This is a genomic window from Telluria sp. GW821-FHT07G12 (genome assembly GCF_059418525.1).
Genome location: NZ_JBWKQA010000003.1, coordinates 353,294 through 367,721 on the forward strand (window position 1 = coordinate 353,294; position 14,428 = coordinate 367,721).

11 protein-coding genes are annotated in these 14,428 nt (G+C 68.7%); 5 read left to right on the forward strand and 6 right to left on the reverse strand.

Features of this window, described 5'->3' with window-relative positions; genetic code table 11:
• Positions 1–12 precede the first annotated feature (12 nt).
• From AC07PE_RS14160 to AC07PE_RS14180, 5 genes are all read left to right on the forward strand, one after another.
• Positions 13–1,254 (forward strand): Zn-dependent hydrolase, encoded by a 1,242-nt coding sequence (locus AC07PE_RS14160; RefSeq protein ID WP_498765428.1) that lies wholly within the window; start codon positions 13–15, stop codon positions 1,252–1,254.
• A 149-nt stretch (positions 1,255–1,403) separates the two neighbouring features.
• Positions 1,404–3,386 carry an MHYT domain-containing protein gene (locus AC07PE_RS14165; protein ID WP_498765430.1) on the forward strand — a complete coding sequence of 661 codons (1,983 nt, stop codon included), beginning with the start codon at positions 1,404–1,406 and terminating at the stop codon, positions 3,384–3,386.
• Between the two features lie 144 nt (positions 3,387–3,530).
• On the forward strand, positions 3,531–5,606 hold the full coding sequence (locus tag AC07PE_RS14170) for a hybrid sensor histidine kinase/response regulator (RefSeq protein WP_498765432.1): 2,076 nt from the start codon (positions 3,531–3,533) through the stop codon (positions 5,604–5,606).
• 103 nt (positions 5,607–5,709) lie between these two features.
• Positions 5,710–7,287 carry a S53 family peptidase gene (locus AC07PE_RS14175; protein WP_498765434.1) on the forward strand — a complete coding sequence of 526 codons (1,578 nt, stop codon included), beginning with the start codon at positions 5,710–5,712 and terminating at the stop codon, positions 7,285–7,287.
• Positions 7,288–7,344: 57 nt separating this feature from the next.
• Complete coding sequence (locus AC07PE_RS14180) at positions 7,345–8,634, forward strand: NRAMP family divalent metal transporter (protein WP_498765436.1); 1,290 nt, start codon at positions 7,345–7,347, stop codon at positions 8,632–8,634.
• Positions 8,635–8,643: 9 nt separating this feature from the next.
• Here the strand turns inward: AC07PE_RS14180 and AC07PE_RS14185 are convergent, their stop codons facing one another.
• From AC07PE_RS14185 to AC07PE_RS14210, 6 genes are all read right to left on the reverse strand, one after another.
• On the reverse strand, positions 8,644–9,849 hold the full coding sequence (locus AC07PE_RS14185; protein ID WP_498765438.1) for an ammonium transporter: 1,206 nt from the start codon (positions 9,847–9,849) through the stop codon (positions 8,644–8,646).
• 176 nt (positions 9,850–10,025) lie between these two features.
• Positions 10,026–11,171, reverse strand: a complete 1,146-nt coding sequence (locus tag AC07PE_RS14190) for a TIGR03118 family protein (protein ID WP_498765440.1) — start codon at positions 11,169–11,171, stop codon at positions 10,026–10,028.
• Between the two features lie 72 nt (positions 11,172–11,243).
• The gene (locus AC07PE_RS14195) at positions 11,244–11,942 is read right to left on the reverse strand and encodes a TorF family putative porin (protein WP_498765442.1); all 699 of its coding nucleotides are present in this window, start codon (positions 11,940–11,942) and stop codon (positions 11,244–11,246) included.
• Positions 11,900–13,210: a S8 family serine peptidase gene (locus tag AC07PE_RS14200; RefSeq protein WP_498765444.1), complete on the reverse strand. Its 1,311-nt coding sequence runs from the start codon at positions 13,208–13,210 to the stop codon at positions 11,900–11,902. Before AC07PE_RS14200 ends, AC07PE_RS14195 begins: the two co-directional genes overlap by 43 nt.
• Entirely contained in the window at positions 13,207–13,866 is a 660-nt protein-coding gene (locus AC07PE_RS14205) for a zf-HC2 domain-containing protein (protein ID WP_498765446.1), read from the reverse strand. The genes AC07PE_RS14200 and AC07PE_RS14205 overlap by 4 nt, the downstream gene beginning before the upstream one ends.
• Complete coding sequence (locus AC07PE_RS14210) at positions 13,863–14,423, reverse strand: RNA polymerase sigma factor (protein ID WP_498765448.1); 561 nt, start codon at positions 14,421–14,423, stop codon at positions 13,863–13,865. Before AC07PE_RS14210 ends, AC07PE_RS14205 begins: the two co-directional genes overlap by 4 nt.
• Between the last annotated feature and the right edge of the window lie 5 nt (positions 14,424–14,428).

Consider the following 14,428-nt stretch of genomic DNA (forward strand, 5'->3'; position numbering starts at 1 on the left):
AGGAGAAAACACATGAACGAACTGCGCATCGACGGCTCCCGCCTGTGGAACTCCCTGATGGAACTGGCGAAGATCGGCGCCACCGATAAAGGCGGCGTCAAGCGCCTGGCCCTCACCGACCTGGATCGCCAGGGCCGCGACCTGGTCGTCCAGTGGGCGAAGGAGGCCGGGCTGAGCATCACGGTCGACAAGATCGGCAACGTCTTCATGCGCCGCGAAGGCGCGAATCCGGCGCTGCCGCCCATCGTCACCGGCAGCCACATCGACACCCAGCCCACCGGCGGCAAGTTCGACGGCAACTATGGCGTGCTGGCAGGGCTGGAAGTGGTGCGCACCCTGAACGACCTCAAGATCAAGACCGAAGCCCCGATCGAGGTCGCGTTCTGGACCAACGAGGAAGGTTCGCGCTTCGTGCCGGTGATGATGGGCTCGGGCGTGTTCTGCGGCGCCTTCAGCCTGGAAACGGCCTATGCCGCGCGCGACGTCGACGGCAAGAGCGTCGGCGAAGAACTCGCAAGGATAGGCTACCAGGGAGAACAGACCCCGGGCGAGCATCCGATCGGCGCCTATTTCGAAACCCATATCGAACAGGGACCGGTGCTGGAAGACGAAGACAAGGTGATCGGCGTGGTGCCTGCCGTGATGGGCCTGTCCTGGTACGACTGCACGGTCGAGGGCATGGAAGCCCACGCCGGCCCGACCCCGATGCATTTGCGCCGCGACGCGCTGCAGGTGGCCACGGCCATCATGCAGGAGACCGTGGCGATCGCCAACCGCTACCCGCCCTATGGCCGCGGCACGGTGGGCATGGTGCAGGTCTTCCCCAACAGCCGCAACGTGATCCCGGGCCGGGTCAAGTTCAGCATCGACCTGCGTAACGTGAACGACGAACTCCTCAACACCATGCACGAGGAGATGACGGCCTTCATCCAGCGCACCAGCAGCGAGACCGGGCTGAAGATCGAGCTGGAACGGGTCTCCTACTATCCGCCTTGCCCCTTCCACCCGGATTGCGTGGGCGCCGTACGGAAGGCCGCCGCCACGCTGGGGTATTCGACCATGGACGTGGTCTCCGGCGCCGGCCACGACGCGATCTACGTGGCGCGCCTGGCGCCGGCCGGGATGATCTTCGTACCCTGCAAGGATGGCATCAGCCACAACGAGATCGAGGACGCGCGGCCGGACCACTTGGAAGCCGGCTGCAACGTGCTGCTGCACGCGATGCTGGAGCGGGCGGGGGTGGTGGCGGGCTAGCACGTAATCGTGCGGCGTGACCGGCGAAATTGTTGCACACTAGTAACAATTTCGTTTCGGATGTTTCCTCTTTAGCCTAAGCGGAAGAAGTCGTAGCATACTGTTCAAAGTTGCTATTCCGATTTCAGTCTCCCGACGGGTGTCAGACGATGCTGACTGGTCATTACGAAACACCGCTGGTCCTCATTTCGATCCTGGTTGCGATCGCCGCTTCCTATGCGGCGCTCAGCCTGGCCGGCCGCGTGAGCGAATCGCGTGGCCGCGCTGTCCTTGCGTGGGTCTTCGGCGGCGCCATCGCCATGGGTTCGGGCATCTGGGCCATGCACTTCGTCGGCATGCTGGCCTTCCGCCTGCCGATCCCGATCGCCTTCGACCTGTCGCTGACCATGGTGTCGCTGCTGCTGCCGATCGCCGCCTCCTGCCTGGCCCTGTGGCAGGTCAGCCGCGCCGAGCTGGGATGGAAGCGCCTGGCCGTCAGCGCGGTGGTGATGGGTATCGGCATCAACGCCATGCACTACACCGGCATGGCCGCCATGCGCATGGAGCCGGGCATCGTCTACGACCCCTGGCTGTTCGCGCTGTCGGTGCTCATTGCCATCGCGGCGTCCGGCCTGGCGCTGTGGATCGCCTTCCGCCTGCGCCATAACGTACCCCATGTGTGGCTGCCGCGGATAGGCGCGGCGATCGTGATGGGGGCGGCCATCGTCGGCATGCACTACACCGGCATGGCGGCCGCCAGCTTCCCGCTGGACAGCGTGTGCATGGCCGCGCGCGGCGGCGTCGATCATGGCGGGCTGGCGACGCTGGTTGTGATCGCGACCTTCGGCGTGCTCGGCTTCGCGATGCTGGCATCCCTGTTCGATGCGCGCCTGGAAGCCAACGCGCGCGTGCTGGAGATCTCGCAGGCCACCGCGATCGAGCGCGAAGACCTGCTCACGCGCGAGCGCGGCGCGCGCGACGAGGCCGAGCGCCTCAGCGCCCTGAAGGACGAATTCCTGGCAACGCTGTCGCACGAGCTGCGCACTCCGCTCAACGCCATTCTCGGCTGGGCCAGCATGCTGCAGCGCGGCGTGAAGGACGAGGAAACCTTCAAGCGCGGCCTCGAGACCATCGAGCGCAATGCGCGCGCCCAGGGCCAGCTGATCGACGACCTGCTCGACATGAGCCGCATCATTTCCGGCAACCTGCGCCTGGACGTGCAGCTGCTGGAGCCGGACAGGGTCGTCGAGGCGGCCCTCGGCACCGTGCATCCGGCCGCGGTGGCCAAGCGGATCGATTTGCGCGTGGACGTCGCCAAAGGACTGGGCCAGGTGCTGGGCGACGCCGGCCGGCTGCAGCAGGTCATGTGGAACCTGCTGTCGAACGCGGTGAAGTTCACGCCCAACGGCGGCATGGTGCAGGTGATGCTGGGCCGCGACGGCCAGGACGTCGTGATCCGCGTGGCCGATTCCGGGATCGGCATCGAACCCGACTTCCTGCCTTATGTGTTCGACCGCTTCCGCCAGCAGGATGCCTCGATCACGCGCAAGCACGGCGGGCTGGGACTGGGCCTGTCGATCGCGCGCCAGCTGATCGAGCTGCATGGCGGGACCATCGGCGTCGCCAGTCCGGGCACGCATGCCGGCACCACCTTTACCGTGCGACTGCCGCTGGCCGAGGCCAAGACCGAGGTGGCGCCGCCGGCCCCACCCGTCACCACCGGGCCGCAAGGGCAGGCGCAGGGCGACCTGGCCGGCGTCAAGGTGCTGCTGGTGGACGACGCCACCGACACCCTCGACGTGCTGCAGCAGATTCTTCAGCACAGCGGCGCCACCATCATGGCCGCATCCAGCGCCGGCAAGGCCCTGGCGCTGCTGGAGCACGAGCGGCCGGACGTGATCGTCAGCGACATCGGCATGCCGGACGTCGACGGTTTCGAGCTGATGCGCCGCATCCGCCGCCGTTCGGCCGGCGCCGGCGGCGCCATCCCGGCGATCGCCCTGACCGCCTTCACGCGCCAGGACGACCGCAACAAGGCCATGCAGGCCGGGTTCAACGACTACCTCGCAAAGCCGGTCGAACCCGCCTCGCTGTTGGCCCACATCGCACAGGCCGTGAGCCGCGGTCCCGCCGAAACGGAAGCCAGCACCTGAGTACCCGAGGGTCTGCGATTCTTGCGCAACAGTTCCCATCATGAAAAGCGCTTTTTTCTTGCTGGGGTGGGGTAGATATGCGCTAATGTGATGAGATACATCATGAGTCGGCAAGCGTTGCCAGTCTGATCCAAGGAGAGTCAATTGGAACAGGGAATCATGCTCATCATCCCGGGTGCGGCCTGCGCCATCCTGGTCGTGGCGCTCGTGGCGCTGGCCGTGGCCTTGCGGCGCGAACGCGCGGCCTGCCGCGAACGGCTCGCGCGCTACCAGATCGATGTCGACGCCATGGAAAAGGTCTACGTCGACGCGCCGCTGGGTCTGGCCATGCTCGACCGCGACCTGCGCTATATCCGCATCAACCGTTATCTCGCCGATATCAACGGCGTCGCCGTGGGCGACCACGTGGGCAAATCGCTGCGGGAGATCATCCCCCACCTGGCGGCGCAGGCAGAGGAACAGCTTGGGCAGGTGATCCGGACCGGCAAACCCATACTTGGCATCGTCCTCGGCGGCGAGGTCGCTTCGCAGCCCGGCGTCGAGCGCTTCTGGCGCGAGAACGTGTATCCGATCATGGCGCCTGACGGTGCGGTGCTTGGCGTGAACGTCACCGTCGAAGAGATCACCGGCGAGAAGCGCCTCAACGACGCGCTGCAGGACAGCGAGCGCCGCGAACGCGAGCGCGCCGCGGAGCTGGAAGCCCTGATGGACGCCGTGCCCGCCGCGATCTTCATGACCCGCTCCCCGCGTTGCGAGGACGTCACCGGGAACCGCGAAGTCATGCGGATGCTGCGCATGCGCCCGGGCGAGCCCATTTCGCTCGCATCGCCTGGAGAACATTCGTACAAGCTGCGCCGCCACGGCAAGGACTGCGCGATCGACAGCCTGCCCCTGCAGATGGCCGCTGCCGGCATCCCGGTGCGCGGCGACGAGCTCGAGGTGCATTTCGAGAATGGCGAGATCGTGCATATCCTGGTCAATGCCGCGCCGCTGCGCGACGCCGCCGGCGACCTGGCCGGCGCCGTCAGCTCCTTCGTCGACATCACTGCGCAGAAGCAGGTGTCAGGCCTGCTGCGCGAAGACAGCCGGCGCAAGGACGAGTTCATCGCGACCCTGGCGCACGAACTGCGCAATCCGCTGGCCGCGATCCGCACCGCCCTCGACCTCATGAAGGTATCGCCGCCCGGGGCGCCGGCGCTGGGGCGGACGCACGAGATCATGGATCGCCAGCTCGGACACCTGGTGCGCCTGATCGACGACCTGCTCGACGTCAGCCGCATCAATACCGGCAAGCTGGAACTGGTCAAGGAAAACGCGATGCTCGCCGAGGTGATCGACAGCGCGCTGCAGGTCAGCGGTCCCTGCATCGCCGCCGCCGGCCACACGCTCGAGCTCCAGCTGCCGCCGGAACCGTGCAGCGTGAAGGTCGACCGTGTCCGCATCGAGCAGGTATTGACGAACCTTCTGACCAACGCCGCCAAGTACACGCCGGCCGGCGGCCACATTCGCGTGAGCGCCGCGGCGGAAGGCAGGCTGGCGGCGATCCGCATTGCCGACAATGGGATCGGCATCGACGCGGCCACCTTGCCCACGCTGTTCGAAGTCTTCAGCCAGGCCGAGTCGGGACGCGCGATGCGCCGCGGCGGCATCGGCATCGGCCTGTGCCTGGCGCGCCGGCTGGTGACGCTGCACGGCGGCACGCTCACGGCCAGCAGCGGCGGCCCCGGGTGCGGGAGCACCTTCACGATCCGCCTGCCGCTGTCCGCGGCGTCACCGCCTGTCCCGGCCCCGGCCCCGGCGCAGGCCTCCAGGCCGGACGGCTGCCTGCCGGCCACCCGGCGCCGCATACTCGTCGTCGAGGACAATCCCGACCTTGCACGTTCCTTCTCCATGCTGCTGGCCAGTTGCGGCCACGAGGTCGAACTCGTGCACACGGGGGCCTCGGCCATCGGGCGCGGCCCGCTGTTCCGGCCCGAGATCGTGTTCATGGACCTGGGGCTGCCGGACATCGGCGGCTGCGACGTGGCGCGCGCCTTCCGCCAGGATGAGGCCATGCGCGGCGCGTTCCTGGTTGCCGTCACCGGGTGGGGCGCCTTGAACGACCGTGAGGCGACCGGCCGCGCCGGTTTCGACATGCACCTGACGAAGCCCGTCGGCATCGATGCGATCGTGGAGGTGCTTGCCCGCCTGCCGCTGGCACACGCCGAGGAGATGGCCTGACGCCAGGCGGTGCTTGGCGCCGATCAAACACATCCTCGACGTGGACGCGCACACTGGCTGATGCTGTGCCCTTCCAGTCCGTGCCACTACAACGAGGTCAAACATGGTCAAACTCCCTGGCAGCATGCCGGCTCCCATGGCCGACGCGCATTCCATCGGCCCGGTGCCGGCCGACGAACGATTCGAGATCACCGTGGCCGTGCGCGGCCGCGCGGCGCCCCAGCTGCATGGGATGCAGGCCGCGCTGCCGCAGCGCCGCTACCTGACGCGCGAGGAATACGCGGCCGCGCACGGCGCCAGCGAAGCCGACCTGGATGCCGTCGCCGACTTTGCCCGCAAGGCCGGCATGGCCGTGGTCGAGCGCAGGCCGGCGGCGTGCAGCATCGTCCTGTCGGTCACCGCGGCCCAGGTCGGCGCCGCCTTCCATACCGGGATCGAGCGGGTCGAGCATGCGGCCGGCATCTCGCGCCGCCGCACGGCGCCCGTGCAAGTGCCGCCGGAACTGGCCGACATCGTCGTCGGCGTGTTCGGGATCGAGGACACGCCCATCGCGCGTCCCTACTACCGCTTCGCCACCCCGCCGATGCAGGCCGCCGACGAGCGCGCCGCCGCAGCCGCCTTCACCCCGCCCGACATCGCCACGCTCTACGATTTCCCGCAGGGGCTGGACGGCAGCGGCCAGTGCATCGCCATCATCGAACTCGGGGGCGGCTACCGGACCTCGGACCTGAACGCCTACTTCCGCAGCCTGAACCTGCCGACGCCGAAAGTCACGGCGGTGTCGGTGGACGGCGGCCGCAACAGCCCCTCGCTGCCGTGGAGCGCAGACGCCGAGGTGATGCTCGACATCGAGATCGCCGGTGCGGTGGCGCCGGGCGCGTCGATTGCCGTCTACTTCGCGCCGAACAGCGAGCAGGGCTTCCTGGACGCCATCGGCGCGGCGGTGCACGACAGCGTCAACAAACCTTCGGTGATCTCGATCAGCTGGGGTGCGCCGGAGAAGGACTGGTCGGAACAGGGCCTGCAGGCCATGGACCAGGCCTTCCAGGCAGCGGCGACGCTGGGCGTGACGGTGTGCTGCGCCTCCGGCGATGCCGGCTCCAGCGACCAGAATCCGCAGAATGGCACGCCGGATGGCCTGATGCATGCCGACTTCCCGGCATCCAGCCCTTACGTGCTGGCTTGCGGCGGCACCCGCCTGGTCGCCAACGGCGGCGCCATCGACAGCGAAACGGTGTGGAACGACGACGTCCAGACCAGCGCCACCGGCGGCGGCGTCAGCGACGTGTTCGAGCTGCCGGCTTATCAGGACAGTGCGAACGTGCCGCGCTCGGGCAACGCGGGCAGGCGCATCGGACGCGGCGTGCCCGACGTCGCCGGGAATGCCTCGCCCTCGACCGGCTACCGGGTGCGGGTCGACTTCCTGAACTTCGTGGTGGGCGGCACCAGCGCCGTCTCGCCGCTGTGGGCGGGCCTGGTGGCACGCTTCAACCAGCGCCTGGCGACGCCGGTGGGCTGGCTCAATCCGCTGCTCTACGGGCCGGTGGCCGGCACCGGCGCCTTCCGCGACATCACCTCGGGGAACAATGGCGCGTATGCGGCGGCGCCGGGCTGGGACGCCTGCACCGGCTGGGGTTCGCCGGTCGGCAGCAGGCTGCTGGCGGCGCTCCAGGCCTCATAGTCGTGTTGCGTGCGGCCGCGTACGGACGGCCCCGGCGCCGTCCGGCACACTGCACGCATGGAATCCAGTGAGCTTGACAAGCCGTCACCGGAAGCCTCGGCCAGGCTCTCGAAGCTGGGGCCGGGGCTGATCACCGGCGCGGCCGACGATGACCCGAGCGGCATCGCGACCTATTCGCAGGCCGGCGCCCGCTTCGGCTTCAACCTGTTGTGGACACTGCTGCTCACCTATCCGCTGATGGCGGCGATCCAGGTCATCAGCGCGCACATCGGCCGGGTCACCGGGCGCGGGCTGGCCACCAACCTGCAGCGCTTCGCACCGCGCCAGCTGGTCTGGCTGATCGTTGGCCTGCTGCTCATCGCGAACGTCATCAATATCGCCGCCGATATCGCGGCGATGGGCGACGCCATGGTGCTGGTCGCGCCCGGCAAGTCCCATTACTACGCAGTGGCGTTTGGCGTGCTGTCGGTGCTGCTGCAGGTGTTCGTGCCTTACCAGCGCTACGTCAACCTGCTGAAGTGGCTGACGCTGGTGCTGCTGGCCTACGTCGCCACGGTGTTCGTGGTGCGCGTGCCCTGGGCCGAGGTGCTGCGCTCGACGGTATGGCCGCAGCCGGTGTGGCACAAGGAATACCTGACCACCATCGTCGCCGTGTTCGGCACCACCATCAGCCCCTACCTGTTCTTCTGGCAGGCCGCCCAGGAAGTCGAGGAGCTGCGCGCCGACGCCGACGCCCAGCCGCTGCGGCGCGCGCCCGAACAGGTCAAGGCGCAGTTCCGGCGCATCCGCTTCGACACCCTGGTCGGCATGGCGGTTTCGAACCTGGTCGCCTTCTTCATCATGCTGACCACCGCGACGACCCTGCATGCGCATGGCGCAGTCGACCTGCAGTCATCGGCCCAGGCGGCGTCGGCGCTGAAGCCTGTCGCCGGCGAGCTGGCCTTCATGCTGTTCGCGGCCGGCATCGTCGGCACCGGCCTGCTGGCGATTCCGGTGCTGGCCGGGTCGGCCGCCTATGCGATGGCCGGCACCTTCCACTGGAAGAGCAGCCTGGAAAGTAAGTTCTCGGCCGCGCGCAAGTTCTACGCCATCATCATCGTCGCCACCCTGGCCGGCGTCGGCATCAACTTCGTTCCGATCGATCCGATCAAGGCGCTGTACTGGAGCGCGGTGCTGAATGGGGTGATCGCGGTGCCGGTCATGGTGATCATGATGGCGGTGGCCTCCAGCGACAAGATCATGGGCAGCCTGAAGATCAAGGGCCGCCTGCGCGCGCTGGGCTGGCTGTGCACGGCGGTGATGGCGGTGGCGGTGCTGTCCATGTTCGGCGCCGCCGTCCTGCACTGATTGCGCCGCTTACTGGAAGGTAGTCTCGCGCTCCGGCGTGGCGCTGATGCGGTGGATGGCCAGGTCGGCGCCGTCGAATTCCTGCTCGGCGTCGAGACGCAGGCCGACCGTCTTCTTCAGCACCCCGTACACGATCCAGCTGCCCAGGACCGCAATCACGATGCCGAGCACGGTGCCGGCAAGCTGCGACAGCAGCGACACCCCGCCCAGGCCGCCCAGCGCGCGGCTGCCGAAGATCCCGGCCGCGATGCCGCCCCAGGCGCCGCACAGGCCGTGCAGCGGCCACACGCCCAGCACGTCGTCGATGCGCCAGCGGTTCTGCGCCAGCGTGAACAGCGACACGAAGATGCCGCCGGCCACCGCGCCGGTGACCAGTGCGCCGAGCGGATGCATGAGGTCGGAGCCGGCGCACACCGCCACCAGGCCGGCCAGCGGGCCGTTGTAGACGAAGCCGGGGTCGTTGCGGCCCATGACGAAGGCGGTCAGGGTGCCGCCGGTCAGCGCCATCAGCGAATTCACGGCCACCAGGCCGTTCATCTTGTCCAGCGTTTGCGCGCTCATCACGTTGAAGCCGAACCAGCCGACGGTCAGGACCCAGGCGCCCAGCGCCAGGAAGGGGATGTTCGAGGGCGGGTGGGCGGCGATGCGCCCGTCCTTGGCGTAGCGGCCGCGCCGCGCACCGAGCAGCAGCACCGCCGGCAGCGCGGCCCAGCCGCCCACCGCGTGCACCACCACCGAGCCGGCGAAGTCGTGGAAGGGGGCTCCAAAGCTGGCCTGCAGCCAGTCTTGGATGCCGAACCTGTTATTCCAGGCGATCCCCTCGAAGAAGGGATAAATGAAGCCGACCAGGATGAAGGTGGCCGCCATCTGCGGGTGGAACTTGGCGCGCTCCGCGATGCCGCCGGAGATGATGGCCGGGATTGCCGCCGCGAAAGTCAGCAGGAAGAAGAACTTCACGAGTTCGTAGCCGTTCTTCGCCACCAGCGTGTCCGTGCTGCCGAAGAAGTGCATGCCATAGGCAATGCCATAGCCGACGAAGAAATAGGCGATGGTCGAGACGGCAAAGTCGATCAGGATCTTCACCAGCGCGTTCACCTGGCTCTTGCGGCGCACGGTGCCCAGCTCGAGGAAGGCGAAGCCGGCATGCATGGCCAGAATCATGATCCCGCCGAGCAGGATGAAAAGCGCGTCGGCCCCGGTTTTGTAGGCATCCATCGGTACTGCTCCCAAAAAGTGCGTTTGTTTTGCTGTAGCACTTCTTGTTAGCAATAAGCGTTCCAATTTGGGGAGCAGAGTGGTGCAGGGATGCACCGCAGGGGCGCAGGCCCTTGGCGGCGCCCTTGTTCGTGTGCGCGTGCACCGCCGTGGTGCACGCGTGCGCCAAAATGGCCCTATTGCAGGTCGATCCGGCCGTACACGCCGTGCGCCTCGTCGCCGGGCCCGGCGGTGTAGAACAGGGTATTGGTGGGCTGGTTGTTGACGCCATTGCCGAAAGCAATGCCCCACAGGCCGTCGATGACGATGGGTGCGCCGCCGCTCCTGGACAGCGTGCCGGCGAAGGCGCCGGTGTCGGCATTGTAGGCGTTGATCTTGCCATCGCCGAAGTTCGCCACCAGCAGCATATTGCCGGCGCCGCCGAAGTTGGCCGGCGCCATCGCCAGACCCCAGGGCGCGTTCAGGGCGCCGCCGTTGTTGACAAGGCGCTTGACCAGCGCGCCGCCGGCATCGAACACGTCGACGATGCCGAGGCCCGCGCCCTTGTTTTCTTCCGTGCTGCCGGCAGCGCGCTGCGCATAGGCGACGTAGATGCGGCCGCCGATGGCCTGGATGCCGAAGGGCGCATAGCCGGCGGGCAGGTTGGGATCGCTGAAGCTGCCGCCGGGCAGCGTCACCGGCTTCCAGGTGCTGTCGTAGACGTCGATCCTGCCGTTGCGGAAATCGGCCGCATACAAATAGCTCGCGCCCGAGAAGCTTGCGGTGGCGAGCCCCTTGTAGACCGCGCCGCCGGCGCCGGTATCGACCGCGACGATGGCGTTGTTGCGGTTGACCGCCGGCGACCAGCCGGACAGCGTGCCGTTTTCGCTGGCGAAGATGAAGGCGCTGCCGCCGCTGACACCGTTCTGCGTCACCTGGAAGGTAGTGCCGCTGTTGAAGACGATACCGGTCGGATTCGATGTGCCCGCGCTGCCCGGCGGGATGGCGACGACCAGGGTTTGCGGTACGCCGTTGCCGTCGTAGAGCGTCGAGGTGGCGCTGCCGTTGTTCGCCACCCAGACGAAGCCGGTCGGGTTGAAGGCGATGCCCCAGGCGTTGACCAGCTTGGGGTCGAGGTGTTCCGCGCCCGTGCCGCTGTCCGCCACCAGGGTACGCGTGACGAAGGCGCTGGCGATGGTGGGCGTGACCACCGGCGGCGGTGTGGTCGACGACATCGGCATGCCGTCGCCGCCACCGCCGCCGCAGGCGACGAGGACGGCGGCCAGGCCGGCGCCGAACAGGCCGGCCTTCAGGCAGGCGGCCGCTTTGGATTGGATGCGCATGATGACTCCTTGATGGCATTGGAGGGAAGGGCATTCGGTTAATGCCGTCCAGGCCCTGCAAGGTTCAATTTGTCAGAAGCGGATGCCGGCGCTGCCGGTTAATGCGCGTGCCCTCGGCGGCCCGTTGCCCGCTTCGCGCAGGAGCGTCTGCCAGCCCAGCTGCAGGCTGACATCGCCCAGCGTGGCGGCCAGCCCGACGCGCAGGTCGGCGCGCGTGTCCGTATCGTCGCCGAAGCTGTGCAGCAGGCCTGCGTGGAAGGTCAGCCTGAGGCGCTCGCCGAGCGGGTGGAAGGCGTTCAGGTCGAGGTAGGCGCTGCGGTTTTCGCCGTAGTAGGCGGGCGACAGGAACAGGCGGGCACTGGCCCGGTCCAGCGCCAGGCCGGCGTGGAATTCGTAGTAGTCGTATTCGTGATCGCGCGAGAAGGAAGCGCGGCTGATGCCGGCGTCCCAGGTGAGGCCGGAAGGCAGCTGGCCTGCGCGGCCGCCGTACACGATCGACTCGGACTGGCGGCGATCGCCCAGGGTGGCCGGCGACAGGAAGCCGCCCAGGTACCAGCCGCCCGGCGCATCGTGATCGACCCGCAGCTGCAACGCCGGATGGGCGCCAAGCGAAATGCCGCGCACCGCGTATTCGGATACCAGGGCCAGGTTGGCGCTGGTCTGGGCTGCGGCGGGCCAGGCCGCACAGGCCAGCGAAAGACAGGCAAGGGCGAGCAGGCCGCGAGGGATTAACGGAGAAGTTCGGCTGTCGTTGCGGCGGTCGAGGGACATAGGCAAACGCATGCTCCGGCGGCGCGCGCAATGGTCGCGCATGCGTCTATGCTACCAGCTTGCTCCTGGCGCGCACCGCCCTCGTGTGCAACCGGGCTGGTACGCGCCGCCGTCACGAAGGCGCGCCGCCATGGCAAGGCCGGCGCAGGGCGCAGCTCGACCAGCAGCGCGGCCAGCCCGGCGACCTGGGCCGCGGCGTACGAGGAACCGGTCACCATGCCCCAGCGCGCCCCGGGCAGCGGCGCCGGGATGTCGGCGTCGGGCGCTTGCAGGGTGCCGTCGGGAAGAGGGCGTCGGTCGCTGGCTGCCGTCACCGCGATCACGCCGGGCCAGGCGGCGGGAAAACCGCCGTCGGCACGCTCCGGGTCCACCGCGGCGACCACGGCGGTGCCGCGCGCCAGGGCGGTGTCGATCAGGGTCTGCAGCAAGCGGTCCGGCGGCCCGCCCAGGCTGAGGTTGATGACCCGCGCATCGTTGATGACGGCGAAATGCAGGGCCTTGCCCAGGGTGAAGCTGTTGCAGCGGGTCTCCTGGCGTGCGGCTTCCCAGCAGGCGCGCAAGGCCATCAGCCTGGCTTGCGGGGCCACCCCGGCGATGCCCAGTCCGTTGCCGGCGCGCGCAGCGACGATGCCGGCCACTGCGGTGCCATGGCTTTCCGCCGCATCCGGAACCGTATCGACGAAATTCTGGCGCAGCGCCACCTGCCCGGCCAGGTCCGGGTGGGCAGCGTCGACACCGCTGTCCACCACCGCCACCACCACCTTGCGCCCGGTGCTGGCGCGGTGCAGCTCGGTCAGGCGCCAGGCGCGCGCGGCCGGCTGCAAGGGTAATAAAGGATCGCCGCCACGGCCGTTCGCGCCGCCAAGGCCGCGGTACTCGTTGACCGCCTGAGCCCAGGCCACGCGCGGGTCGCGCCCGAGCGCGTCGAGCACGCGCGCCAGCGGTGCGCTGCCCGGGTCTTCCATCACGAAACAGTCGATGCCGATCGCCGGCATCGGCCAGTCGTCCACCAGCTTGAGCCCGTAGGCCGCGGCCAGCTCCGTGGCCTGGCGGCGCCGCGCGGCGCGGGTGCCGTCGTCGGCATAGCCGCCGCCATAGCTGCTGTCCGGCCGGTAGTGCGGCGGCGGCAGGCGCAGCATGACCAGCAGCTGGCGCGAGGCGCCGGCCGCAGGCGTGCCGGCTGCAATGGCCTCGGCTGCCTGGACGCCGCAGGGCAGGGCGCAGCAGGCCAGCCAGCATGCCAGGATGGCGGCGAGCAGGGCTTTCAAGGCTGCGTCTCCGCGGCCAGCGGTTCGGCCAGCACGACGGCCGCCTCGGCGCGCAGGCTGGCCAGCACGGCCCTGGTGTCGGCGCCGTCGACCAGCCAGGCATCGCTGGCGGTCGGCCCGCCGGCCAGGTGGCCACCGCTGTCGCGCACGATGCGGCGCAGCTCGCGCTCCGGCGTCTCCGGTCGGAACACGACCACGATGCGGGCGGATGCCGGTGCGGATGCGCCGAGCCCGCGATAGGCGCTGTCCGGTTGCTGCGGACGGACCAGCAACAGGGCCAGCACGGCGATCAGGCAGGCCTGCAGCCCCACGGCGTAACGCAGCCAGCCATGGTCGTTGGCGGCGATGCGCGCGCGCCAGCGCTCCATCACGCCGACCGGTGGCGCGGCCGCGGCCGGCGTCGGGAGCGGGGCGGCGTCGAGGCGCGGCAGCACGCGCGCGAGGGCGCGGTCCACATCGCAGGCGGGCGCCGGGCCGGAGCCGGCGTCATGTACGGCCTGCAGCAGGTCGACGTCCTCGCGGCAGCGTGTGCAGCTGTGCAGGTGGGCGCGCAGCCGTTCCGCCTCGATGCCGTCCAGGCTGCCGTTGACGAGCCAGGGCAGGGCTTCCTGCGCTGCCTTATGCTCATTGCGTTGACTGCCGTCGAGTGCGCTCATGTCCTGGCCTCCAGTTGCCGCCCCAGCAGCAAGGCAAGCCGGCGCCGCGCGTGGAACAGGCGCGTCTTGACCGTGTTGACGGGGCATTCCATGATATCCGCGATCTCCGCATACGCCATGTCGTGATAGAAGGTCAGCTGGAAGGCCGCGCGCTGCTCCAGCGGCAGTGCGGCGAGCGCGGCATCGACCGCATGGCTGAGGCTCAGCTGTTCGAACTGCCATTCCGGCTGCCAGCTCGCGTCGCTCTCCCTGGCTTCCTCGAGGGATTCCAGAGGCTCATCCAGCCCGTGCAAGGCCTTGCACGCCTTGCGGTAGGCGATCGCGAACACCCAGGTCGAGACCTTGCAGCTGCCGTCGTAGCTGTCCGCCTTCTGCCACACCACCAGCATCGTGTCGTTGACGAGCTCCTCGATCAGCGGGACGCTGCGCGTCATGCGGTGCAGGAAGCGCGTCAGGCGCGGGAAATAGGCGCGGTACAGGATTTCGAAGGCGTGACGGTTCCCGGCCGCGATACGGCCGAGCAGCTCCGCCTCCCCATCCGTCTGCCTGTCGCGCATTCGGT

Excerpts from the sequence above, each read along its gene's own strand:
- AC07PE_RS14175 (WP_498765434.1), top strand. The coding sequence starts at position 5,710 with ATGGTCAAACTCCCTGGCAGCATGCCGGCTCCCATGGCCGACGCGCAT.
- AC07PE_RS14190 (WP_498765440.1), bottom strand. The coding sequence starts at position 11,171 with ATGCGCATCCAATCCAAAGCGGCCGCCTGCCTGAAGGCCGGCCTGTTC.
- AC07PE_RS14195 (WP_498765442.1), bottom strand. The coding sequence starts at position 11,942 with ATGTCCCTCGACCGCCGCAACGACAGCCGAACTTCTCCGTTAATCCCT.
- AC07PE_RS14165 (WP_498765430.1), top strand. The coding sequence starts at position 1,404 with ATGCTGACTGGTCATTACGAAACACCGCTGGTCCTCATTTCGATCCTG.
- AC07PE_RS14185 (WP_498765438.1), bottom strand. The coding sequence starts at position 9,849 with ATGGATGCCTACAAAACCGGGGCCGACGCGCTTTTCATCCTGCTCGGC.
- AC07PE_RS14205 (WP_498765446.1), bottom strand. The coding sequence starts at position 13,866 with ATGAGCGCACTCGACGGCAGTCAACGCAATGAGCATAAGGCAGCGCAG.
- AC07PE_RS14160 (WP_498765428.1), top strand. The coding sequence starts at position 13 with ATGAACGAACTGCGCATCGACGGCTCCCGCCTGTGGAACTCCCTGATG.
- AC07PE_RS14210 (WP_498765448.1), bottom strand. The coding sequence starts at position 14,423 with ATGCGCGACAGGCAGACGGATGGGGAGGCGGAGCTGCTCGGCCGTATC.
- AC07PE_RS14180 (WP_498765436.1), top strand. The coding sequence starts at position 7,345 with ATGGAATCCAGTGAGCTTGACAAGCCGTCACCGGAAGCCTCGGCCAGG.